This window comes from uncultured Gimesia sp. (assembly GCF_937910335.1).
Taxonomy (GTDB): Bacteria; Planctomycetota; Planctomycetia; order Planctomycetales; family Planctomycetaceae; genus Gimesia.
Map to the genome: position 1 here is coordinate 1 of NZ_CALEMX010000075.1, position 25,170 is coordinate 25,170.

18 protein-coding genes and 1 pseudogene are annotated in these 25,170 nt (G+C 48.4%); 6 read left to right on the forward strand and 13 right to left on the reverse strand.

What is annotated here, in order from left to right; translation table 11 throughout:
• Positions 1-158: 158 nt before the first annotated feature.
• The 4 genes from Q0668_RS03045 to Q0668_RS03060 form a co-directional block, all read right to left on the reverse strand.
• Positions 159-740: a DNA-3-methyladenine glycosylase I gene (locus Q0668_RS03045; RefSeq protein WP_298859804.1), complete on the reverse strand. Its 582-nt coding sequence runs from the start codon at positions 738-740 to the stop codon at positions 159-161.
• Positions 741-817: 77 nt separating this feature from the next.
• Entirely contained in the window at positions 818-1,573 is a 756-nt protein-coding gene (locus tag Q0668_RS03050; RefSeq protein WP_298859806.1) for a glucose 1-dehydrogenase, read from the reverse strand.
• A gap of 142 nt (positions 1,574-1,715) precedes the next feature.
• A complete protein-coding gene (locus Q0668_RS03055) occupies positions 1,716-2,822 on the reverse strand; it encodes an alkene reductase (protein WP_298859808.1) in 1,107 nt (368 codons plus the stop codon).
• A 90-nt stretch (positions 2,823-2,912) separates the two neighbouring features.
• A complete protein-coding gene (locus Q0668_RS03060) occupies positions 2,913-3,515 on the reverse strand; it encodes a TetR/AcrR family transcriptional regulator (RefSeq protein WP_298859810.1) in 603 nt (200 codons plus the stop codon).
• 327 nt (positions 3,516-3,842) lie between these two features.
• On the opposite strand from Q0668_RS03060, the gene Q0668_RS03065 reads away from it, so the two are divergent.
• Positions 3,843-4,958, forward strand: a complete 1,116-nt coding sequence (locus Q0668_RS03065) for a hypothetical protein (protein ID WP_298859812.1) — start codon at positions 3,843-3,845, stop codon at positions 4,956-4,958.
• 107 nt (positions 4,959-5,065) lie between these two features.
• Here Q0668_RS03065 and Q0668_RS03070 read toward each other — a convergent pair whose 3' ends face one another.
• Complete coding sequence (locus Q0668_RS03070) at positions 5,066-5,524, reverse strand: hypothetical protein (protein WP_298859814.1); 459 nt, start codon at positions 5,522-5,524, stop codon at positions 5,066-5,068.
• 562 nt (positions 5,525-6,086) lie between these two features.
• On the opposite strand from Q0668_RS03070, the gene Q0668_RS03075 reads away from it, so the two are divergent.
• Complete coding sequence (locus Q0668_RS03075; protein ID WP_298859816.1) at positions 6,087-7,010, forward strand: sugar phosphate isomerase/epimerase family protein; 924 nt, start codon at positions 6,087-6,089, stop codon at positions 7,008-7,010.
• Between the two features lie 103 nt (positions 7,011-7,113).
• Here the strand turns inward: Q0668_RS03075 and Q0668_RS03080 are convergent, their stop codons facing one another.
• The 4 genes from Q0668_RS03080 to Q0668_RS03095 all read right to left on the reverse strand — a co-directional run bounded on the left by Q0668_RS03080 (position 7,114) and on the right by Q0668_RS03095 (position 9,723).
• Positions 7,114-7,341 (reverse strand): hypothetical protein, encoded by a 228-nt coding sequence (locus Q0668_RS03080; protein ID WP_298859818.1) that lies wholly within the window; start codon positions 7,339-7,341, stop codon positions 7,114-7,116.
• Between the two features lie 34 nt (positions 7,342-7,375).
• Positions 7,376-7,897, reverse strand: a complete 522-nt coding sequence (locus Q0668_RS03085) for an exonuclease domain-containing protein (RefSeq protein WP_298859820.1) — start codon at positions 7,895-7,897, stop codon at positions 7,376-7,378.
• 70 nt (positions 7,898-7,967) lie between these two features.
• On the reverse strand, positions 7,968-8,654 hold the full coding sequence (locus Q0668_RS03090) for an acyl carrier protein (protein ID WP_298859822.1): 687 nt from the start codon (positions 8,652-8,654) through the stop codon (positions 7,968-7,970).
• 520 nt (positions 8,655-9,174) lie between these two features.
• Positions 9,175-9,723, reverse strand: a complete 549-nt coding sequence (locus Q0668_RS03095; RefSeq protein WP_298859824.1) for a DUF4303 domain-containing protein — start codon at positions 9,721-9,723, stop codon at positions 9,175-9,177.
• A 570-nt stretch (positions 9,724-10,293) separates the two neighbouring features.
• Between Q0668_RS03095 and Q0668_RS03100 the strand changes: the two genes are divergently transcribed.
• Both Q0668_RS03100 and Q0668_RS03105 read left to right on the forward strand, forming a co-directional pair.
• On the forward strand, positions 10,294-10,527 hold the full coding sequence (locus Q0668_RS03100) for a hypothetical protein (protein ID WP_298859826.1): 234 nt from the start codon (positions 10,294-10,296) through the stop codon (positions 10,525-10,527).
• Positions 10,524-12,359 (forward strand): M48 family metallopeptidase, encoded by a 1,836-nt coding sequence (locus Q0668_RS03105; protein ID WP_298859828.1) that lies wholly within the window; start codon positions 10,524-10,526, stop codon positions 12,357-12,359. The genes Q0668_RS03100 and Q0668_RS03105 overlap by 4 nt, the downstream gene beginning before the upstream one ends.
• A 481-nt stretch (positions 12,360-12,840) precedes the next feature.
• Here the strand turns inward: Q0668_RS03105 and cphA are convergent, their stop codons facing one another.
• Both cphA and Q0668_RS03115 read right to left on the reverse strand, forming a co-directional pair.
• Positions 12,841-15,480 (reverse strand): cyanophycin synthetase, encoded by a 2,640-nt coding sequence (gene cphA, locus Q0668_RS03110; RefSeq protein ID WP_298859830.1) that lies wholly within the window; start codon positions 15,478-15,480, stop codon positions 12,841-12,843.
• The gene (locus Q0668_RS03115; RefSeq protein ID WP_298859832.1) at positions 15,477-16,358 is read right to left on the reverse strand and encodes an isoaspartyl peptidase/L-asparaginase; all 882 of its coding nucleotides are present in this window, start codon (positions 16,356-16,358) and stop codon (positions 15,477-15,479) included. The genes cphA and Q0668_RS03115 overlap by 4 nt, the downstream gene beginning before the upstream one ends.
• 164 nt (positions 16,359-16,522) lie before the next feature.
• Here Q0668_RS03115 and Q0668_RS03120 point away from each other — a divergent pair.
• Positions 16,523-17,332, forward strand: a pseudogene (locus Q0668_RS03120) (cyanophycinase); the annotation flags it as partial.
• A gap of 1,255 nt (positions 17,333-18,587) precedes the next feature.
• On the forward strand, positions 18,588-19,439 hold the full coding sequence (locus Q0668_RS03125; protein WP_298859834.1) for an alpha/beta hydrolase: 852 nt from the start codon (positions 18,588-18,590) through the stop codon (positions 19,437-19,439).
• Positions 19,440-19,488: 49 nt separating this feature from the next.
• On the opposite strand, the gene Q0668_RS03130 is transcribed toward Q0668_RS03125, so the two are convergent.
• Complete coding sequence (locus tag Q0668_RS03130) at positions 19,489-23,742, reverse strand: PVC-type heme-binding CxxCH protein (RefSeq protein WP_298859837.1); 4,254 nt, start codon at positions 23,740-23,742, stop codon at positions 19,489-19,491.
• Between the two features lie 81 nt (positions 23,743-23,823).
• Positions 23,824-25,170 (reverse strand): SGNH/GDSL hydrolase family protein (locus Q0668_RS03135; protein ID WP_298859839.1); only part of this gene is annotated, 1,347 nt, incomplete at its 5' end.

Sequence of the window (25,170 nt, forward strand, 5' to 3'; positions counted from 1 at the left end):
TCGGAATCAACCACTAAGGTAACAGGAATGTCAGATTAAGTCTTGACTATTACACTTTAAAACTCGCGCGGATTTAGTCAGTCGTCTTCCTTTTCTAGTTCTGTTGTTAGAGAGTAAGTAAATTACTTCCGAAGTTCAAAAGTATTGCGGTTGATCTATTATTCAGTTTTAGTCAGCTTCGCGCAGTGCTTGTGGCGAAAGCAACCAACAACGTGATCGTTGACGAGGCCTGTCGCTTGCATGTGTGCGTAAATAATCGTGCTTCCAACAAATTTGAATCCACGCTTTTTCAAGTCTTTACTAAGCGCATCGGATTCGCACGACGTGGCAGGAATATCGGCAACTTTTTTGTAACGGTTCTGCAACGGCTTACCGTCGACGAAGCCCCAGATATAGTCGCTAAAGCTGCCAAATTCCTTCTGCACTTCAAGAAAAGCCTTCGCATTCGAGATGGTGGACTCGACCTTTAGGCGGTTCCTGACGATCGCTGGATTCAGTAGTAGTTTTTCAACGCGTTTTTTTGTAAACCGCGCGACCTTCAGCACGTCAAAATCCGCAAATGCATCGCGATATCCGTCGCGTTTGTTGAGTATGGTTGACCAACTTAGACCCGCCTGTGCGCCTTCAAGAATTAGAAACTCGAATTGCACCCTATCGTCGTAGACGGGTACGCCCCATTCTTCGTCGTGGTATTCGACATAGTTGGGACTGACTCCTTCAGCCCAGTTGCAACGTACCATCTTTTGTTTCCTCATCGCCAAATCCTCTTACGTGCCGCGAAAATCCCACAACAAAATGGGTCTCTAGCTGCCTCTGATTATGTGAATGCTTGAGTCAGTCCGCCATCGGCCTGAATGTCGGCACCGGTGATGTAACTGCTTTCGTCGGATGCAAGGAAGAGAGCGACATTGGCCATTTCGTCGGGCGAGCCGAAGCGTCCAAGCGGCACGCTGTTGGCAAACTTTTCTCCCATTCCGTCGATTGCTTCTTGTGGCAACCCGGTCTTTCCGTAGATGGGAGTTTCAATTGGGCCGGGGCTGAGCAAATTCACGCGGATTCCTTGTGAAGCGAGTTCTGCTGCGGCTGTCTGTCCAATGGATCGAACGGCTGCCTTCGATGCTGCGTAAGCACTCGCCCCTGGAAAGCCTAGCTTGTTGACAACCGAAGCGTTCAGGATCACCGATGCCCCGGAACTCAACAGTGGCAATGCTTTTTGCAAAGTGAAAAAGAGCCCTTTGACGTTGATGCCGAATACTTGATCAAAGCTGGCTTCATCCGTTTCGGCGAATGGCGCCATCGGCGCTACTCCAGCATTAATGAACAACACATCGATTCGACCGTACTCTTCGCGGATCTGTTCGATCATCCGATCCGTATCAGCCAAATTCGCTGCATCGGCAACGATGCCAGACGCAGCCGCACCAATACTGGTCACCGCTTCATCAACGGCTTCCTTGCGCCGGCCAGTGATGATCACTTTGGCTCCCTCGGCAGCGAAGCGTTTTGCTGTCGCGAGTCCGATACCACTGTTTCCACCGGTGACGACTGCGATTTTGTTGTCAAGATTTGACATGTTCTTTTTTCCCTTGTTAAGTTTGGAGATCTGTTTGAAACAGTAAATTATGTTTTGAAAGACTGTGCCGTAAATAAAAACGGACAGTACGCAGTCTCGTATCGGTAGTGATTCCGAAAAACGCGGGCGCTGGTCACGCCATTTATTCGACACCGTATTTTGGATAGTCCGCGTAGCCTTTCTCATCGAACGAGTACCAAGTCGACATGTCAGCTGGTTCGGCTAGCGGCCAGTTGTGTGTAAAACGTTCGACGAGATCGGGATTGGTGATAAAGGGGCGACCAAATGCAATGAGATCGGCATTTCCGGTTTCGATTGCAGCTTCTGCTGTTGCTTCCGTGTAGCCGACATTGCCCATCAAGGGCGCATGAAAAACCTTTCTAAAATCACGGAGCACCATTGGCTCGCCGAGTTCGTGGAATCCAAAGCTTGTGCCATCCATCACGTGCAGGTAGGCTAATCCGTACTTATCAAGCTGACTGGCGATGTATGTGAATTGTTCCCGGTAATCGGGCGATCCCATATCGTTGAAAACGCCGTTGGGAGCGATTCGCACGGCAACGCGATTCGCTGGGAAGACACTTGTAACTGCGTCGACCACTTCTCCCAGAAACCGATATCTGTTTTCGACGCTGCCACCGTAGGCGTCGGTGCGGTGGTTGGTTTTCGATTGCAAAAACTGGTCCAGTAAATAGCCATTGGCCGAATGGATCTCGACGCCGTCGAACCCCGCAGCTTTGGCGTGCGTCGCTGCGAGGCGATAATCCTCAACGATCTTTGGAATCTCGTCGGTTTTCAGGGCTCGCGGAATCTCATACTGCTTTTTCTGACCGTCGGGCGTGTGAATTCCATCGCCGGTGATCGCGACCGCTGAAGGTGCCACTGGCAGATCACCATCATGAAAATCGCTGTGTGACGCGCGACCCATATGCCAAAGTTGGAGAAAGATACGACCGCCTTGTGCATGAACTGCCTCAGTCACCAATTTCCAACCATCGACCATTTCATCGGTGTAAATGCCTGGCGATTGGTTCCAGCCGTTTGCCTGCGTTGAAATGGTAACCGCTTCGGTAATAATCAATCCTGCGGACGCGCGTTGAGAGTAATACTCGGCCATCAGCGCGTTAGGGATCCGATTATTACCCGCTCGGGAGCGCGTCATCGGAGCCATCACCACATGATTGGCCAGCGTCAAGTCTTGCATCTCAAATGGCTCGAGTAATTGTTTGGTTGCAGGTTGCGTATTCATTTAGGATTCCGATCTTTTCTAAAGATTTAGTTGAAGAGCATGATTTAATTGAACGATCAGTCAATAAGTGTCGAAATAAAGAGAGTTTGATTACTCCATTTTTGAAAGTGCTATTTTGACGACGTCTTTTAATGCCGCCTTACTTGCCGAGGCTTTTCCCATCACGACCATTCCATGAAGTGTATTGTTGAGAAACCTCGCCATGGCTCTTGTATCCGTGTCGGCAGAGATCTCACCGGACTCCACCGCGCGATCCACTGCGTCCTTAAACTCTTTTTCCAGGCGATTGAGGGCGGACCGAACAATTTCGGCGACCTCTTCGTCATGCGGTGCCAACTCGACAATCGAGTTGGTTAACAGGCAACCACGACATTCGCCTTTGGTCATAAACGACACAACTGCCTCCAACGTCTGGCGAATATTTTCCACACCGGAACCTGGAGCCCGCAGCATATCGATCAGCGGCTGGCTATTTTGACTGGCATAGTGCTTCATCGCCTCGACGAACAACGAGTGTTTGTCACCAAAAGCGTTGTAGAGGCTTTGTCGTCCAATCCCCATCTCGGTGGTCAAATCTGTGAGCCCCGTCGCTTCGTATCCGTTACGCCAGAACAGGTCCATCGCCTTTTCAAGAGCCTCTTGCCGGTCAAATTCAGTGGGTCTTCCAATCGTCATGATGCTATTATCGGACATATGGACCATTCAGTCAATAACAATTCTGTCTATTTTTTGAGAATACTGAAAGATGTCATATAGAGGGAACGCGAGCGTGCAGAGGCGACAAGCACCGACTTGTTTGTTCAATCGCCGTTCGAAGCGTCGGTTGGACCAACCGACCTCAGTTTCACCCGTCGCAAAATTATACGATAGCAACATTCGTTTTTCGGACTCCTTGGGGTTGTTAAGACAAACTACAGCGTGCTTGAGTTTTGTCCTTGATACGTTGGTATTATTGGCTAACATTAATAGACAGTTGCTCCATCGGGTATAATCCTCATTCTGTTCCGAAAACAAAGAACAATGCGCTATCTCATATTATTTGTCCTGCTAGCTTCTTTCCCCATTTCGGCCTTTGGTCAGGCAAAAATGCCACAGATTCAGATCGTTTTCTTTACCCCGGCAGATGTCGATGCTCCGGCTGGTGTCTCCAGGCGATTGACACAAGTGGCCGACTACACGGAAGCGATGCTGGTGAAATGGATGAAAGTGTGGGACTACTCTCCAAAACGTGAGCAAATCTTCCAGCGAAACAGCGACGGTAGCGTGAAGATTTTATTCGTCAAATCGCCTGAGACTCTTGCGAGTGGAAAATTTCCGTTGAAGGGCGGAAACCTGTCGCGAAAAGGAAAGCTGTTGGCAGTTCAGAAATTCAAAATCCCCAAAAATTTAGACGTTTGGTGGGTCTGGGTTTATGTAGGTGACCCTCCGATGAAGTACAGTAGTTATCTAGGCGCGGGTAGCGCGGCAACGGGAGGGTTGTCTCAGGTAAACTATACGAATCTGCCGGGTGAAATCTCCCCGGCGGATAAGTTGGCAAAACCGTTTCTGAAAGAATTGACTTTGAAGGGCACCATCCACGAATTCGGTCATGCACTGGGGCTTCCGCACAATGGGCCACTTGTGAAACTTGATCTAGGGATGCCTTTGATGGGAGCGACCATAGCCAACTATCGCAGAGTGATGAAAAATCGGGAAGCGCGGGGTTATGTTACGGAAGCCTCAGCGGCGATTCTTTGGAAGCATCCGTTATTTACGGGGACAGCACATCGTCGCTATCTCATTCCAAAGGTCGAGTGGCATGCTATCGCCGTGAAGAACGACCACAAGAAACGGGTGGCACATCTGACCGGGCGCATTACATCGAATATCCCGGCACATAGCATTATTGTTTACGACACGGCACCTGACGTGCGAACCCAATATTTCCAAAAACCATATGTGGCGCGTGTTGAGAAAGATGGTACTTTTGATATCACGATTAGCGAGCCGGTGAGTGTACAGGCAAAGGGAGTATTTAAGATCGTTGCCTGTTGCGAAAACGGAACGATGACCGGTGATGGAAAAGACCGCGGACTTAAGAGCGCGCATGAGATCAAGTACCGGACCTCGCGCACGGGGTATCAATTGATCAAATGATCAAATGAAATGCGGTGACTGATCTTTGGGGTATGAGTGCTTTCTGAGGCCGAGTTTTATGACGAGTTTGACAAATACAGGTCTCGTGACATCTTTTGGTCTTGCAGTCACTTTTTCGTTACGGGGTTCGTTAGATCGAGAAAATCCTTGGCCTTCAAGTAGTATCCGACGCCTCCTCTGATGCCGGTATAGCAAACCACGAGGAAACTGCACTGGTCAAGTTGATCAGCATCAACGGAAAAGGCAACGGTGGTGATGTCTTTCGGCTGGCGATGATGAACGGGATTGGGTTGGAGCTTCGCGGAGACTAAATGGTTTCCTTGATGATCATCCATCCGGAGCTCTGCATAGGTAAAATTTTCCAGCCATCCTTCTTTCTTAAATTCGAGCCAAACTTTGATGCCTGCATCACCATTCTTGCGGGCATGCATGGTGATACCATATTTTTCTTTAGCAGCTTCCTTCGTGAGTACTCCGACGCTGATCATCCCAAAGCTTGGGCTGGTAGAGAACGTTAAAACGCAGATGCTGAGCAAAACCGTCGATATGCGAGATGCCAATTCCATGTTCTTCTCCCGTTTACGGTTTAGGTATTGGACAACGATACAACTTGGTTATAGATCGTTTCTGCCTAGTACCTGTCGGCCTCTCTTTCTGGGCTAACGCGTAGGCAGTGAATTGACGTGAATGACATTATAGTTGTTTGCTCAACTGAACAATACAGGAATTCTACTTTTTACAATATCGGCTCATCGAACACCGTTCAAAAGTGACCGGGCCATTACACTTTCCCGGACATTTCTAATCGTTCGATTTCACGGGTTTTTTGATATCACTCAAAGAGCTCTGAACAGACCGGGTTTCTTTTAAACTTTGGGGGTCACCCTGAAAGAAATTCGGGATTGTCTAAACAACGGGAATCGGTCAGAGCATTCACACTATTCAGAACAATTATCCCTTCAGGTTCGCGCAATCCAGAAACCGCCCTTTATTCTCATTGTCTTTATCATTGTCATGTTGTCGTTCAGGCTGTTACAATATTAAGACGAATTTGCCAAAGGTATTTTTTTACGTGTCGCCTTCAGACTGAAAACTAATAAAACACAACCAATCATCAAGGGGTTGATTATGCTCTCATCGAAATTATTTTCTCGTCGTCAGTTTGTGCAGTTGGCGGCGACTGCTGCTGTTTCCAGTCCCTTGCTCGCACGCGGGGCGGAAAATAAAGGTGGCTATCTCAACGGTCGCCTCTATAAGACTCTTAAGATTGGGATGGTGGGAACTGGTAAGACGTTCGAAGAAAAGTTTACGATTGCAAAAGAAGCCGGTTTTGACGGGATCGAATTGAACTGTCCGGGGATCGATGTCAAAGAAGTTCGAGCCGCTATCAAAGCGACAGGACTTCCGGTCGACGGGTCGGTCAACGCCGGTCACTGGTCGGTTCGCCACACCGATGCCGACGCCGGGACTCGTGCGAAAGCGCTGGAGAGTTTGAAGGAAGCGCTGCGCCAGACGCATGCTGTCGGTGGAAACACGGTTCTGCTGGTTGTGGGTCGTGGAAGCGATGGCCCGGAAGAAGAAATCTGGAAACGATCGGTTGAGAATATCTCAAAGGCATTGCCCGTGGCTTCCGAACTGGGAATCCACATCGCGGTCGAAAATGTGTGGAACCAGTTCTGCTACGACCACGAAGGTGACCATAGTCAGACCGCGGAGAAGTTTGTGAAGTACATCGACGAATTCGATTCTCCCTGGGTCGGCATGCAGTTCGACATTGGGAATCACTGGAAGTACGGCAGTATGGGCGACTGGATTCGGCAGCTCAATAAACGGATCGTGAAGCTTGATCTGAAAGGTTTCTCGCGCGAAATGAGCAAGTTCACAAAGATCGGCGAAGGTGATCTGGACTGGGCCGATGTACGAAAAGCGCTCGCGGAGATCAAGTTCACCGGTTGGGCGGCAGCGGAAGTCAGAGGCGGCGATCTTGAGCGTCTGAAAGAAGTGTCGGCCAACATGGATCGCGTCTTCGGCCTGACGCCGAAATCCAGCTGATGCAGACGGATTGCGGTACGCTTCGTCCCGTGCGTTCTAATACGGTAAAAACAAAGGGGTCAGCGGCGGTGCCATTCGTCGCGGGCCCTTTTTTTCTAGACTCTCAGTGCCGAACCCGTGGAGCTTGAGCAAAAGTGCAAAACTTTGATGGCACCATCCAGACCTCGGGATGCAAGGCGCCTGAACCGCCTTCCAAAATACGTCTGCCTCGCGGTTCACCATACCAAAGTACTAAATGACCTGCTGGTGCTCTGCCATCCTCTGGTGTGCCAACAATCACAGCGAGCAATCCGTCGTGCTCGACAAACAGTCCTCGTATAAATTCACTCATAATTCATAATGCTCAGTGACCTAACTTGAATTGTTTATTTTAAACTGATTTTCAATCCCATCTCATTTTTCATATGAAGTAAAGCCTCTGCATTTCCCATTGCATCATCTACAGGATTATGAGTGTGCCTGGTTGTTCTAAGATGTTTAAAATTCTTAAACATATCACTTTCCATTCCTTTGTATAAGGAACCTAAATTAGTAGAACTAAACCCAAAGGGATTTTCATTAATGAAGTGAATGAAATACCAATTAATAAACTGCCAATCAAAACCATTATTGTCACTAAAAAACAATGGTCGCGATTTGCTATTGTTTTTAATCCAATCTCGAAATTCCTGCATTACTTTTTCAGGATCATCGAACTCTAATATTTCTTCTCGACTAAATCCTGACACTTTTAAAGCGTCGGGTATCCATTTTTCACTTATTGGTTTTAACTTCCCATAAAATGTTTTATTTAATTCGTTGTCGACGATAACAGCTCCAAAAGAGATCATCGAGTAATCTCCTGGAATTGGGCCATCACTCTCGACATCGATCATTATTACTGCCATTTCTACTTCCTCTATAATTTCATTTGTAAAAGCGTAAACCGGACTTCGATGTATCAAGTTGTCATTTATGTCAATCCACGCCAAGGTCTTCGATAAATCTGGCTGTTGGAACAACCTCATCATCATCTACGCCTAGCTGATCGACGACAATCCGTTTGACAATCGAGAACACGGAGTCGTAATCTGTTTCCGTGGGTGGATTCGTCGCTATGGTCAGGCCAACCATTCGTTTCGTTATGTCACCAAACGTTTTATATCCTTCAGGTGTTCGCGTTCGCAAACCAATCGTTGACCAATGTAGAACAATGCCGAGTGCAATCGTTGCACACGAAATCAATATCAGTATTTCAATATGCCAGGGAGGAAAGGCCATCAAGAGAATCGGAAATCCCAGAACAATCAGCAGCAAAGTTTTCCGGAGCCATGGAGGGCGCCTCAGGTCAGGAGGTGTTGTTTCCAGCAGCTCAGGAAGCCGACGCCAAAACTGTTTTCGTTCTGCTTCGGGCAGACAGTCTTCGACTTTATCACGGGGGCGAATTCTTAATTCAGGATCATTGCTTACGTCTCGAACCAGTCTTCGTAGTGAGAGAAAACATGTCAGCGACGGGCATCGTAATGTTTTTGACGCGTGAATTCGTTCGAGGCTAAAATCGACCAAATTGCCCACCGTGCGTAATTCACTATAGGCGGAATCCGGTATCGTAATTCCGAACTCGTCTTCAATTTCCATTACCAGTTGGACGCCGTCAAGTCCCATGATTTAAGTACATAACTTATTATTCACCTGCACGCCCTTGTTCATATATAATGCAGATAGGGAACAAACACATGCAAAATGACCGGTTTTAGTTCTAATATGATTCCAGTATGCTGTATATGGTATCAGTCGCTAAATACATATCAAGCTTATACTTCTGTGTGATTAGGTATTTTTATTCAGGCAGCTGCAGAGTTGAAAAACAGAAAACACAACAAGGTGTGAAATTGCGGAAGACTCATTTTGCATCTTGCTTCCAGAAGTGAATCAGTTTCGTGGATGCTTTCGTTCATATCCGGAAAATCACCGTTATCCTGTCTGTAGATTCTTTGAACGTGTTTTGATCAGGCTGATGTTATTGCTGAATTATTTCTACCACGAAAATCACGAAAGACACGAATTTTTCTCACCATGTTGAATTCCATGATGAAAAACAATCAGACATGGCTTCGAAATCTTCTCTCAGCTTGACAAAAGCAAAATAATGCCGGGTGCAAACGTTGCGAGAGCCAAATCAACATCAGTATCCAGCCTCAAGCCTTGCTGCCTCATATCGTTCGTAAACGATAGTGGGGTTAAGTTCCTTAAGTGAGCGATCCATGTATTGTTCATTGTCGTCGGAGTCTGAGATGGCGATCTGTATTACAGAGTCTTCGGGCTTGCGAAATTGAACAAATAGACCCTCGCGAACGAGTTTGTCCATTACGTAAATTATCGCCTCAAACATATCATCGCGGAACAAATCGTATTCTGACACGTCCTGATAGTTAGGCATCATGGACTCTATTATACGGGAGGATTGCTCGAAATGGGCTGCGAATCCACCCTCGTATTTCCATTCAACAGTGAACCAAAAAGACTCGAAACTATTCGATCTCGGTCGCGCCACCGAATCGTTGAATGCTTCAACAGAGTTAAAGGCCACGTCAACGCCACTCGCACTGTCGTCTGTGTAAAGCGCGAATCCATAGAGCAATTCGTGGCTGTGGCTTGAAATTGCTGCCGTGAACGCATTTCGAGCGTCGGCGAGAAGCGCATTTCTTAAGGCGTGGACTTGTTCCAATGACATGAGGTGCCGCCAGGAGTTCACTGTATAACTTTTGGTTATGCTGAAAGCGATAACATATAATAGCACGGAGACTTCATAGACTGTAAGATACGAAAAATTATACCAAACTAAAACCACCAGTCAACGAGGAGTCTTATCACATGATTGCCGAAGGGACTGACCGGAAAATCGCCGTTACGCGGTCTGGTAGGCGTTGTTGCAGATTTTTTTTACCACGAAAATCACGAAAGACACGAAAGACACGAATTTTTCTGTTGGTGTCGTGTTTGCTTTTCTTTCCGACATTCCATTATGAAAGATGTTGTTGATCTTCCATTCGAACATTCGAATCCGTGTTCGGTGGTAACTCGGATGTACAATTTCCGATGACTGCTTAACGAGCGATTGAGGGGTCTGGATTTGAGTTACGGGACAACTCTGAACGTGGACTGTGTTCCGAGTCTGATTGGTACTTCGGAAACAGCAACAGTCACTCTCCTCGGTACTGCCTGACGCACTCTCTGCAATTGCATGAAGACTGCTTCAAACTTCTAACTCAGCCAGAAGATCAGCTCGACGAATTATTGCCCGATGATTGGCTTGCCGATCATCGGGGAGCGAGACGACAAAGATCTGCTGAAGCAAAGATTTTCCTGGAATCTTTTCCGGGTGTTGTTTACGATATTGTCACCAATAATTTTGAACGAAATACTACCTGACAGTATCATTAATCAACTGGTTGCCTGTGAGGCTGAAGCAGATTCCGTCTGGGGAATGTCGGCTCATCTGGTTGACGTCAACTTTACCGAAGGAACATACCGATGAGTCACGCCCATGACGACTTTTCCAAGATCGGATTTGCCAAGACATTCTTTCTGCCTGCTCTGTTGATCTTTGCGATTCCAGTCGTTTCTCTTTTCTTCTTTCTGTACATTCAAGGGCATTATGACGATGAAGCCCGCGCTGGAATTCTCGGTCAAATTCGAGCCGATAAGAGTCTCACCGAAGAAGAGAAAGCCAATACCAAAGAGCTGTTCGGCAACGTTCCCCTTTCGCGTCTGATAACCATTTCTGGGAATGAGGACATGGTGAGTTCCGGAGCGGCCTTCGACTATGCCACATTTCGTTGGGCCATTCGTCTCTCGCTGTATTCCATCATCGGCGGCGTTGTGGTGTTCGTGCTAAGTGCTCTCTGCGTCGTTGCATCGCTCCGATCGCAGTGGGTCCAATATGTGAGCCTGTCGGTCAGTTGGCATGTGCTGCGCATTTATGGAGCCGCGCAGGTCTTGATCCAGGGAGTGCTGTTATTTGCTTTGTCCTACTGGATTACTGCGTTCTTTTTTGAGATCTACGTCCCCAAGTTGATGATCATTGTCGGAATACTCGCGTTGGCTGCGATCGGGGCAGTCATCAAGTCGATCTTCATGAAGCTCCACAACGAAACAGTTGTTGAAGGGACTGTGATCGAGGGGGACTCTTCGCCGGAGTTATGGCAAGAACTGAGTGATATCTGCGAGAAGGTCAGCACCGAGTTGCCCGACCAGGTCATCGCTGGCATCGACGACAACTTCTTCGTTACTGAGCAGAGCTTGACGGTGGGAGAAAAGAAGTATAGCGGGCGGTCGCTGTTTGTCAGCCTCTCACTACTGAATCAATTGAATGGGAAGGAAGCAGACGCCGTGCTGGCCCACGAAATGGCCCACTTCAGTGGCAATGACACGATTTATTCACAGAAGATTTCCCCCTTACTTGTCCGCTATGACCATTACCTGCAAGGGCTCTACGATGGTGGTCTGTCTCTGCCGATCTTCTACTTCATGAACTGCTTCCGTGCATTGTATGAAGTCTCGCTGGGGCGTCTTAGCCGTAAACGTGAATTCCGTGCGGATCGAATTGCCACGGAAGCGACTTCTCCTGGAGACATGGCAGGTGCGCTACTAAAGATTATTGCCTACTCGAGTTACCGTGCGAAAGTCGAACAGGACATCTTCCAGAAAGAAGAGGTACTGGAAAATGCGAATGTGTCGCAGGAGATCGAGCAGGGGTTTGACGACTACGCTGGTAGCTTTCTATCTAATCCGGACATCTCGCATCTGCAAACCTCACATCCTTTTGACACGCATCCCTCTTTGGCCGATAGAATGAAGGCCGTTGGGTGTTCCCTGGAATCACCCGATTCGCAAGCCATGCTGTCCGCTCCAGGCGATGGACAGTGGTTTGAGAAAATCGAAGCTGCAGAACAACTGGAAGGTGAACAGTGGAAGGCATATGAAGAGAGCTTCCGCGCGTACCATGAGGAAACGCTGCCCTATCGTTTTCTGCCCGAGACAGATGACGAATTGGCGATCGTTGTAAGGGCGTTTCCCGAAGTGCAGCTTGAAGGAATAGATGGCTTGCTGACGATTGACCACGAATGCATCCAGTTACATTCCTGGGAATCTCCCTTGCGGTTTGGCGACATCCAGGATTGTCAAATGGACGAGAAGAAAACGTTAAGTTTCGTTACGACATCAGGCACTCCGAGTACGATTAACCTCAAGAAGTTTACGGACCAACAGAAAGTGATCGAGGCGGTCGAGCGTTACTACTCCCGCTACTTGGCCGCGAAAGAGTATCAAGCACATGTCAAGCAGCTTGACACTACCGGCGACGAGTGAGCTTGCCGATGCCCGATGCTCTGCTCAGCTCAACATTCACAAACTCGTTGAACTTATCGAAATCCAACGCAGAAAGACTGAGAGCATCAACGCGAGCGTGATAGCTAAAGAGCCCCCAATGTGATTGTTATCTGATTGAAAAGGGCTCTCCCGAGAAAGGTTCGATTTTGTTTGCTGTCCCGCATTTGACGGGATTAGCGGAAATTTGATCTTGTGTTCAATCTGAGTAGCGTTCGAAATCGAACGAAGCGCACGGGCCCGATGCACTATCCTCAGGTACTATTCGACCAATGCCATTTCGCGAAATGGGTGATTTTAATGTATGTACCGGAGTACGTATTAGTTGATAGGATTACAAAAGCAACCGAGACAGGAGAATTATAGTTTTTCAAGTGCCGAATAGTTCTGTAAATATGGTGTGACTGAGTTTTCGGCTTTACGGGATTGAGCCGTGATATTTGTTTGATTACACCCTCTTTCACTAATCTCCGGCTAGAGCGGGCTTGAGATCAGGATTTGAAACAATTTGCTTAAAGTGTTCCATGACATGACCAAGCAGCGGGGCTACCTCATCGACCTGGATGACTATGAGATCACCGGGTCGTACCACTAAAAATGCTCGATCGATTGCCTCGAGGGGATCTGTAATAATTTCGATACTGGTTTCAGGAAAACCTGTTTCTAACGCGCCTGACCGCACCAGATCAGGTGTCTCTCCCGGGGCCCGATTACGTGGATCAACATCCGCCACAATTAAGTGGTCGTAGACTGAAGCTAAGGCCGCACCAAATTCCTTGATGTTGTCATCTGTTCGATTTCCAGTACCGTGGGCAACTACAATTTTTCGCCCGGTGCTGATATGCGGTAGTGCCGCACCTAAAGCTTTTATTGCTGGCACGTTATGCCCGTAATCGATAATAACCTTAAACGTGACAAAGTCGATGAGGTTCATTCTGCCGGGATTCTGCGTGGCGCTGGGGTGAAAGGTACTGATACCGTTTCGAATCATATCTACCGGAGTACCTAGCCCATGCAGTGCCGCAACCGCTGCCAAGACATTCGCTGTGTTAAATGTTACCACACCTCGCAGGGTGATTGGAGCATCGAGTATGGAGAGAACATTCACAGGGGGCTCGTCGGAACGGATGATAACATCACCACCTTCCAGGACGACCACAGTACCCCCCGCAGCCAGATGTTGAGTCACTATTTCATTCTCTGGATACAGGGAGAAATAGATTGACTCACCGCCAGCCCGGTCCTTGAGTCCTACTACGGTAGGGTCGTCTGCGTTGAGAACGGAAAATCCCGACTCTCTCACAACTTCGATGACGGTGGACTTAACGAGAGCAAGATCCTCGAGATCTTCCACACCGTCTGTTCCGATATGGTCTTCATCCACATTAAGCAGAATTCCGACAGTGCAGTTTTCAAAACCGAGACCCCGCCGAATGATGCCACCGCGGGCGACTTCTAATACTGCGTGATCGATGGTGGGCTCGCGAAGAACCACACGCGCTCCCTCAGGGCCACTGTAATCTCCAGCAGCTATGGTCACACCATCGATCTCAATGCCCGTCGTGCCTGCAAGACCAACATTTTTTCCACTGTACTTCAAGGCATGGGCAATCAGCTTTGTGGTTGTCGTCTTACCGTTGGTTCCTGTAACGGCTATGATCGGAACATCAAAATTTTCTGTTAATGGGAAGAGCATTTTTACAAAAGGCCTGGCAACATTGCGTGCTTTGCCATTGGTCGGATTCAGATGCATTCTGAATCCTGGGGCAGCATTGACTTCAACGATCCCTGCGGATTCAGAGTTCAATGGTTGTTGAAGACTGGGAGCCACTATGTCGATGCCAATGCAGTCCATTCCGATGAGTCGGGCGATGCGTTCGCACATCAACCGAACGTCCTGGTGTACCTCATCAGTGACGTCGCATGCTGTCCCTCCTGTGCTCAGGTTGGCAGTAGATTTGAGATACAGCTTGTCTTCAGTGGGAAGCACGTCGTCAACGGTGAAGCCTCGCAGTGCGATTAATCGCAGGGTCATGTCATCCACGGTAATAGTCGTAAGCACGCGCTCATGCCCGATGCCTCTTCGTGGATCGGCATTGATTATGTCGATCAACTGACGAATCGACGAGATACCATCGCCAACGACGTGTGCTGGTTCTCGAAGTGCCGCCGCCACCAGCTTTCCGTTGATCACAAGCACTCGAAAATCAAATCCAATCAGGTTTTTCTCCACAATCACAGATTCGCAAATATTTTGCGCAGAAGCGAAAGCAACATCCAATTCAGCCGCGTTGGATACGCACGCGGTAATACCTCTACCATGATTTCCAACTTCTGGCTTCACAGCAACCGGGTAGCCAATTTGTGCCGCCGCCTGCGTTGCTTCGTTGAGAGACACAACGAGTTTTCCATCAGGGGCTGGGATCCCAGCCTGTCGGAGAAGTTCTTTCGTTCTGAATTTTTCGTCGGCTATTTCAACTCCGAGAGCGCTGGTTCGATCGGTCAACGTTGACTGAATGTGGCGTTGTTTAACGCCATATCCCAGTTGAACGTGACTGTCTTCGTTGAGTCGTTGTGCTGGAATTCCTCGGCGTTTAGCTTCTTCTACAATGCTATGGGTGGAAGGGCCAAGCATGTCGTTCTCACGTAACTGCTTGAGCTCAAAAACGAGTGCCTCGATATCAAACGAACGATCCCGGGCAACCGCTTCGACCAATTCGACTGCTGCTTGACCCGCACGGAGACCAACCGATTCGACCCGGTAGCGATAGACGACTTTATAGATGCCTTTGTCGATCGTGTCGTAGGTTTTACCAAATCCAACATCCATCCCTGCTAGGCACTGTGCCTCTAAAGCAATATGCTCGACGATGTGACCTAGCCACGTGCCGCGCTGCAGTCGCTGCAAGAAACCGCCGGGCTCACCAACAGAGCATTGATGATTGTATAACGTTGGAATTAGCTTAACCAGGCGTTCCGGAAAACCGGGAAGGGTATCCGAAGGTTGCTCTTCGAATTCACCAATATCAAGCAGCATGAAGATGGTTGGGTAACGGCTGTAACGATTTGGTCCCCTGAGGGCGCGTTGTTCCAGAATTTTCATGCGGACTCCCGTGCGCTTTGTCCGTGCCAAGCCATGCCGTGGCGCGCACCACCCGCATAGCCTGTATGATTCACAACGATGATCCCAATGTCGACGCTTTCAGCAAGTTCATTCAGTGCCCAGTTAACCGTCTGTTCGGGACTCTGTCCTTTTTCAAGTTCAAGATAGGCGCGGTAGGCCAGTAAAGACCTCGCGATGTATTCTCCATCACCGGTCGTCGCAATCGCCCCGGCCTTGCCCGCGTACAGACCGCAACCAGGCAAGGGAACATCTCCCACGCGACCACGGAGTACGATTGTTGTTCCACCTGAACTCAATGCACTCGCAAAAGTCTGTCCGTCCCACGCCACACTGCCTACTGTGTCAGTACCAAGGACCTCACGGAGTGGAGTCTCAAAATTCCACGCCTGCTCAAGATCGGCACGCGACCATTCATCAAGCTTACCGCCGACGGACAGTACCTTCTGAAGTCGTTTTTTCGCTCTCGAGGTGGTTGGGTCATAGTCGTCAAAGCCGCATTGACGGGCATAGTTTGTCGCACCATCACCCACAAGCAGGATGTGAGGGGTATCAAGCAGACGTCTGGCCACAGCAATCGGGTTTTTCACACGCTCAATCGCAGCCACTGCTGCAAACAGGCCAGTGCTCGTCATACATGACGCATCCATTTGGATTGTGGTGCCATCGAGGCGAAGATTCGAGCCACTTCCCGCGTTAAAGCGTTCGTCGTCTTCTAAATTTTGCGTGGCAGCAATGACGGCATCAATCGCATTTTTGCCTTGGTCAATCATCTCAAAACCGGTGCGACAGGCACGCAACGGCCCATCTTCATAAGCTGGGTTTGACGACGATCCACCGTGACAAACTATAATTGACATACACTGACTGTATCTTCGCCACAGGTTAGAGTACAGTGTGAATGATTTGAATCGCATATATAAAACACAAACAAAGCGAATGACTTGAAAAAACGACCATCAAAGCCCAAACGAAGATCCCGTATTTTAATTCCCATCGGCGGAAATGAAAAAAAAATCCGGATTCAGAAATATTTCGTGAAATGGTCGATTTGGCGGGGGGCACCAATGCACGAATCGTTGTCGTGCCCACCGCCAGCGAGAATCCTGGCGATCGAGCGCGCGACTACAAAGTACTTTTTTCGTCTTTCAAACCTAAAAGCATTCAGACAGTGCATATTGGAGAACGTTCCGATGCAGGATCGGCAGCGCTCTGCAAGATCATCAGTGAAACAACTCTGTTTATGTTTGGAGGAGGCGACCAACTTCGCCTTTCTTCGCTGATTGGGGGTACGCCACTGCATCATGCTTTATTGGAGCGGTATCGAGAAGGTGGTTGCGTCATCGCCGGTACTTCTGCCGGCGCTGCAGTGCTTCCCGAGGTCATGATATTCCAGAACAATCGATTCCGATTATTTCGGAAGGGGGGCATCGAAATGACGAAAGGATTGGGCCTCATTCAGGATATGATATTCGATACCCACTTCGTTCAGAGGTCACGAATCTCCCGCCTCGTACACGCGATGGCGACCAACCCAGCGTTACTGGGACTTGGTATAGAAGAAAATACAGGCTTGATCATCGAAAATGAACACCTGGCTCGTGTTATTGGAACAGGAACAGTGATCGTCGTAGACGGAAGTGCGATTCAGATCAACCACATCGGGTACGCAGAAAACAGAGATCCCTTTGCCCTGACTAATGTGATCTACTCAGTACTTTCAGCTGGCATGGTATACGATCTCAAACGCCGAACGGTCGTCGATCCTGGACCCACGGCCCCTCCGAAAAGCACAGTACCCAAACCGAGCAAGAGGCTCCAAAAAGGCAAATGATGAAGCCTGAATATGCTATTAGGCAAAGTAGTGGCTACTACAAATAAATTGTGACTAAACACACTTGATCACGCCATTTCATCAATCCTTCGATTTTCAAAGTGCTTACACTAACAGCAATTAATATCTGAATTTGAGTCTCCTGTGTATGAAATACTTATCCCGAGAATCAAATTCACTGAACTCATTTCAGCAGTTCGTATTTCACACGGCTGAGACCGAGAAAAATATCAGTATTCAGATAATATTCTCCGGGTAATATTCTTTACTCGGACAACAGATACTCTCAGCCGCGCATAAAGAGTTCTCAATAGATCAGGGTGTACTCGTGCTGGATTTTCATGTGTGTCGGGGCGGGTTACATCGGGTAGAATCTCTGCTCGGTGCTTGATTGTAGTGACGTTATTGCAGAGTTTTTTTACCACGAAAAGCACGAAATGTTCGGCTCCATATTCCGGTTCCTGCTCGTTGTGCTCGGTCCGAAATGTATTCGGGGTTGATTGTTTTTTTCACTGGCGGGCGGACACATGGGTCCGCGCTCTACTTAACATATGGGACATCGCTGTGCTTTGCCTATGGGATTGAGTTTTATGATTTTGTTGCTCTGGTTTTTAGTTGGTTTCCTGCCAACGGCGGTTAGCGCCGTGCCGCTCACTTATTTATTTCTGGTGACTGGTGTTGTGTTGCTCATCTTTCTAACGGAGGTTATCGCAGTGCTGCTCAAGTTTTGGTTGACTATGACTGTTTCTCATTTTTGTGAACGGCGTGGGGGAGTCAAGATTATTTTGTTGCGAGTTGAGTGGTTAATCGCTGCCAATCGGTGGTTAAAATGTGTCAATACGTGGTCAATAAGCGACCAAAGGCGGTCGATAAGCGGTGAACATTGGGAACAAGTGCAAGAGATGTTGACGTCCACTTTTCTGAAACGGGGAACTTTTATAGTGTTGAATTTGAATGACTGTTGCTTTTCTCAGTGGATGAATTTCTCACTCGCGCGCGACGCCTGCAACGCATAATCGCGAAAGACAATTGGCTGTCAAGGTCTGTTTTTTTAGTGTTTTCCGCGTGTTCAGTTCGAGTCATAAAACATGGCGAGCGTATTTTGGGAGCGTGCTCAAAGTGAACTGGATCTGTGAAAGTCTATGGGTATGATTTCGGACTACAACTGGCTGATCGTTGGCGTTATCATAATTTTATAGTGATCTGATTTTTCAATTTGAACTTATTAAAACTAATCATACTGGAGAGTACGACTATGAGATCTGTTTGTCTGGCTGTTTATTTGCTCTGCTCGCTTGCTGTCGCTCCGATCGAGACGCCGGAGCCTGATGAGCGTATCGCGGTCTGGCCTGATCGGCCTTTGCTGGAGAAGAGCGATGATGAAGTGGAATACAAAAATATCATTCGAATCAAAAAAGTGACACGGCCGGCGGTTGAATTTTACAAATCGAAAACAGCCAAAGCGAACGCCCCGTGTGTCGTGATTTTTCCGGGTGGCGGCTATAACATTCTGGCTTACGATCTGGAGGGAACAGAAGTTGCGGAATGGCTGAATTCGATTGGCGTGCATGCTGTGGTTGTGAAGTACACGGTGCCCGGTAATCAACGCGAGGCTGCATTGAAAGATGCACAGCGGGCATTTAGCATCGTGCGGAGTAAGGCAAAAGCGTGGGGCATTAATCCGGAACAGATTGGTGCGCTGGGTTTTTCTGCAGGTGGTCATCTGGCTGCGAATTTATCAACAAACTATCAAAAGCTGAATTACGAACCCATAGATGGCATCGACAAGTTTAGTTGTCGGCCTGATTTTACCGTGTTAATTTACCCTGCCTATATTTATGGGGAAAAAAACAAGCGGGCGATGGCGCCGGAAATCAAAGTGGATGCCAAGACGCCGCCCGCTTTTATTGTGCAGACGCTGGATGATCGACGACTGGTTGACAGTGCGTTTAATTATACGCGTGCATTGAAAGATGCCAAAGTGGATGGCGAGCTGCATCTGTACGCGAAGGGGGGCCATGGTTATGGTCTGCGGCCTTCGGTCAATCCGATTTCTGGCTGGCCCAAACTGTGTGGAGAGTGGTTGAAACGGACGACACAGAAATAATTACTGTGGACGATTACTGGGGACGATTACCGGAAAGATCGGAGCATCATCAAGGGCCGCCAACGACTTTGAAGCGGCCCTCGGGTTGTGTTTCTGCTTTCTGGAATTCGGCTCTTAAGTCGATGTCGCCGCGAATTTTGTTGTCGATTTCGATTGTGAACTGGGTGCGACCGGTGGGCAGAGACAATAGCGTTGATTCTGTTATCGGGATGGGTGTCTGGTTCTGATAGACTTTTACGCCTTTGATCGAATTGAGTTTGAGTTGTACGTTGCCGGCCTGGGTGATATCGACAAACGCCACTGCCCGAGTGAACGGTTTTTGCAAATTGAAACTGCTGGCGGGCAGCGTGCCATTAACCATGCTGTAGGTGGCTAGAGAAGCATTTTCGAAGGTTTGGAATTGTTGCAGATCGGCGGTTGTTAAGGGTTCATCTGCGGCGCGAAGGCGCCAGCGTCTTACAACCTGAGCGACAGATGTGGCGTAAGGGCCGGGGCGGCCTAACTGGGTGATGAACTTCACCAGATCGAGAAATTCCTGTCGGCTCTTGAGTTTACTGGCTAAACCCTGTGGCATGAGTGATGGCAATTTTTTTGTTAATTCAATTTGATCTGCGGGGATGGTGACCTGTTTCCCTTGCTGTGCGGCATCTTTGAGAACGACTTTTGAATCGTCTTGAACGACAAGAATGCCGTTGATGACCCGACCTTCATCGGTGACGACCATGATGCTGTCATAGAATTCTTTAATGACTTTTGACGGACGTAGAAAGGAATCGACGATGTAGTCGGGGGGTGAGCTGGACCCGATGGCGGCCAGATCAGGGCCGAGCACGGGGCCGGCGTTGGAAATACTGTGACACTTCATGCAGGCGAGTTCGGTTCGGCGATAGATTTGTTCTCCGCGAGCCGCGTTGCCCTGCTCTCTTGCAGCTGTCGCCAGGTTCAGAACATTTTCTTTCAACAGTTGTGCTTCGAGTGAGTCCTGCATTACTGCACCACCGAATGCGTCAATTAATGGTTGGCTGGTCTCGCCTGTTTCTATTAAATATTGTCTGATCTGTTCTGCTATTTGCGGGTGAAGGGTGGTTGTTTTTAAGTGGTCTGTTAGAATTTCGGAGCCGCCTTTTCGTTTGGTAAACGCCATTAAAAACCAGGCTGGGTTTTCCTTGCCGGGGCTTTGGCTCAAGATTTCAGGAGTCAGCGCGGCTGCCTGTTTTAGATCGTTGGCAGCGAGTCCGTAAACGCCGAGTAACTTTTGGTTCACGGTTTTTTTGGATTTTACAAATGCTTTTAAAAACTTGATTGATGCGCCATCGCCGAGCATACCCAGTGATTCTGCTGCCAGTTGTTTGACTTCGGGATTGGTATTGGGGGAGTTGATGGCACTTTTCAGGCGTCTGCCTTCGCGGGTTAATTTCCAGGAACCGATTAACCGGGCGATTGATTTCTGAACGGATAAACCGGGAACTACTGCGGAACGGCTGAGCATGGAGGCGATGTTTCCTTTTGGTATAACACCTCTTTCGCGGGCGGCACGATCCAGGGCATCGAGCAAAATACTGAGTGCTTCGGGTGAGATGCCTTTTCCGCCCTGCGTTTTATATTCGCGTGTCACTTCCACGAGCGTTAAGACCAGCGGTTCCAATTGATTGGCATTGGCTTTTTCCGCAACGACCTGCGCGGGGCCTTTTAATAATTCTGCATCGATACTGCCGGCGTTCAACAGATCGATGATCACACTGATGGATTCGTTTGAAAGTAAATTTGAGAGGGCGTAGTTTTTGTGATCTGTATTTTCAAACTTCAATTTTCCCTGCTGAAACTCTTTGAACCAATGTGTCTGCAAACCATCTATGGATAATTTCAAGCCGTGTTCGAGCGAGCGGTCCATTGGTGAATCGATGGCTTTGACGGCGATGGTGACAGAGCGTGGATCGGGAATAAAACCGGAGGTGAGAACCGCTTCGAGTCTGACGCGGGGATGCGGATCTTGAATGGCTATCTCTAGCAGGTCCAATGGATTTTTGATCTGTGGATACCAATAGCGGAGAACTCTTAAGCCGGCGGCTCGGGCACGGCCTTCTTTTGATTTGAGTACTTTGCGAAGTAATGCTTCGTTGATTATACCAATTGTTTGATAACACCAGAGTGCTTCGAGTCGATGGTGATCGACTTGAGATTCCTGCGGGTCGAGTTTGTTTACCCATTGATCCAGGGCCTGTTTTGCCTGACTTTGATCGGCGTCGTAAAGGACTCGTTTGATTTGATGTCTTGTAAAACTCTCGGGGTCTTTCAAATGCGAAACGACTTCCGCGAGTGGAACTCCCACCAGCTTGGGTTGTTCTACTAGAGGACGGTCTTTGTAAGTTACGCGCCAGACTCGTCCGTGTGTTGTATCGCGTCGTTCATCCCGGAAGCTATGTTGCATATGGCCGATTAATGGGTTGTACCAGTCAAGAATATAAGCGGCTCCATCGGGGCCCATTTTCAAATCGACGGGTCGAAAGTTGGCACTGCTAGATTGAATCAAAGGATCAAGGCCTTTAATGCTATAGCCGGCGCCGTCATCCGAAACTTCATAGCGGGCAACGACGTGTGCTTTGTATTGGTTCGTCCAAATCTGGCCTTGCACTTCCGGGGGTAAATGACGACTGGCGACGAATTCACCGCCGCACTGTTTGGTTCCCTGACCGCTGGGATCGTACCCTAATTTGGCACGACTGTTGGCGGTGAGTGGTGCGGCGAAGTAGAGTTTCGGATTGTCAATTATGAAGGATTGTCCCCAATCATCGAACAAATGCCCCCACGGATTTGAAGCACGATAGTCGGCGAATACATTCAATTTCAGGCTTCGGGGATGAAACTGAAAGACGCCTCCATTTTCCAGTCGAACGGTTCCGGAGGGAGTTTCCACCTGCGAATGCATGAAGGTTCCTTCCTGAAAATAAAGCCAACCGCCGGGGCCCCAACGCCAGGCACTAATAGAATGGTGATTGTCTTCGGTAGCAAAGCCGGTGAGTACGACTTCGCGGTGGTCGGCTTTTCCATCACCATCGGTATCTTTGAGGAAGAGTAAATCGGGAGCATTGGCAACGTAGGCGCCGCCATCTCCGAGTTCCAGACCGGTGGGCACGTATAAGCCTTCCGCGAATACGGTTGATTTATCGGCGCGTCCATCTTTGTCGGTATCTTCCAGAATGATAATCTGGTCGTTTGGTTTTTCCCCGGGAATAACCTGCGGATACGATGTTGAACAAATCACCCAGAGTCGGCCCTGTGGATCCCAGGTCATATGAATCGGATTTACTAGCATCGGCTCGGCAGCGAACAGATTGACTTCATAGCCGGGCAACATCTTGAAGGATTTTCGCTCGATTTCTGGCGAATGATCCTGCGTGATTTCAAACGGGCGTTTCAGATTGGGCGATGAATTGGCAACGGCCATGCGTTCGGGAGTAGTGCCCACCGGTTTTTCCAGGCACCAGTGAGCGGCGTTGATTAATAAGCGATTGACGGTATCCAGGGCGAAAGATTTTTCATGTCCCAATGTGGTTGAAAAGACGCGACCGCCCCATTCGTTTTTCCAGGTCCAGGCAACGGGCCAACTCATTTCGGCTTCGAGTTCATGCGTACCAAATTGATTTTTGACGATTCCGGTTCGTTTTGATTTACCCGTACCCATTAACAGCGGCGTGGCATCACTTGGCAGCTTTGTTTTATACAAGGATCCCGGGTCGATAAATTTTTCCGCGACACCATTCAGAATTTCATGATTTCGAAAGTCGAGAACATGTTCGACAACGGTATCTCCCATGAGGTGTAAAAAGTATTCTGAACCCAAAACGCGCTTGCCAAAACCGCGATTCCATTCTGACAGGGGATGATTTTTTTCATAGTCAAAAGCGTGCGTACTGGTGCGCAAGCCGATGACGGGTTTACCGGATTCAATATATTTTTGAATGTGTTCAAATTGCCTGGGAGGCAGTTGTAGGAATCGCATGTAAAACACAGCTAGATCCGCCTGCTTGAGAACTTCCAGTCCGGGTAGCCCGATTTCATTTTGATTACGTTCGGGATTTCCCTGTGGCAAAATAACTGTTGTTTTAAAGCCATATTTTTCCAGCCGTTTTGCAAAAGCGGGTATTGTTTTCTGCGGGGAATAATGAGTGGTGCCGACTACAAACACAACGTGTGGCTGACGCTGTGCTGTTTCCGCTGCGAAACTGCTGTTCTCATTCAGAAACAGGATAGAGATAACAATCAATGCCAGAGAGAAAGAAAGAAACGGCGAGAATTTGAACATAATGAACTCTTATGAATACGGGGGTTTGTCAGGGTATATGGTTGAGAAGATCGTTCGCGATAAAACAGTCCGAAGCGGCTACTATTCCAGCTTGAATAAAACCCATCTGCTTTCTTTCTCAGGCTGGGACTGTGTTTTGATATTGGTCTCGCGACTTTGAATCAGTCTGGCAAACGCTTGCATTTCGGGAGGAAAGGAGACGGCGCCAAAGGGTTTCGTTCGTCTGCCAAATATATATTCTGCATTGTGAGCCCGATAAACATAAAAGAACAATTCATTTTTTCGCTCGATTGTAGCCCGCAAGTCTGTTACCCGTGATTGCGCTGGCAGGTTTTTCAATTGCAGGCCTCTGCTCCAGTCGTTATGACTGGCTTCGGCGATGCGCGTCTCATTCACTAGCAGTCGATAGTTTCCCGCGGGTAAATTTTTGACCGTCAATCGGGGCTGCAACGCTAGTAGTTCACTGTGAACGATGGTTGATTCCGGCGGTGCAGGAATCGGCAGCACTTTCTCTTTGACTGTGAATTGAATCTTGTCCGGTTGGAATCTCTGTTGCAGAATCTCGGCATTCGTGGTCTGAATTTTCTGGTCTGCCAGATCTACCATCAACTGTGGGCTTTTGATTTTCTTTCCCAATAACTCCCCTGCCACAAATTGACTGAGGGCCCAGTATCCATATTCATTGAGATGAATGCCGTTTCGGGTTAATTTCTGAGACGGATTTTCATCCATTAGTTTTTTTGTTTTGGTGAAGAGATCAACAAACGGCAGATGATGACGGGCAGCTACGGCTTGCATCGCCTGGGAATAATCTGAGAGACTTTGATTATGCGCAGCGGGATCCGGAAACGGTGGTCCCCTATTTTCATGGGCAATCGGCGAAATCAAAACAATCCGCGGTGCGGACTTCCCATTGTATTTTTGCGATGCCAGATGATTGAGGAACTTTTCCCAACTGTTTGAAAACTCTTTTAATCCGTTCTGCCCTGCAAACGATTCATTCATTCCAAAGCAGGCGATAATAATATCGGCTTTCTGTTGATGGAGGTGATCATCTAGGGATCCAAAATTGAGAGGCCGAGGCCTGAGATTCAGCGTATCTCCCGACCAGGCCAGATTGCGGAAGGTAATATTTTTCGCCGACGCCTGTGAGGTCAGCAGGGTTTCGAGATAGTTATACAGGCGCAATTGATCGGCAAAGGTATTTCCTATCAGGACAACACGGTCGCCTGTTTTCCATTCCAGTTTTTCTCGTTGGCTTTTGTGGCGATGTTCATCGGCGGCTAAACTGGATGAGAGGGGGCAACAGAAACAAAGGATGAAAAGAATCTGCAGACAAGATTTGGCTCGCATAGAAATTCGATCCTGAATCGAAGCATAAGAATTGGTGAAGTTACTCTGTATCAAATCTATTATGCGTGCTGTCTG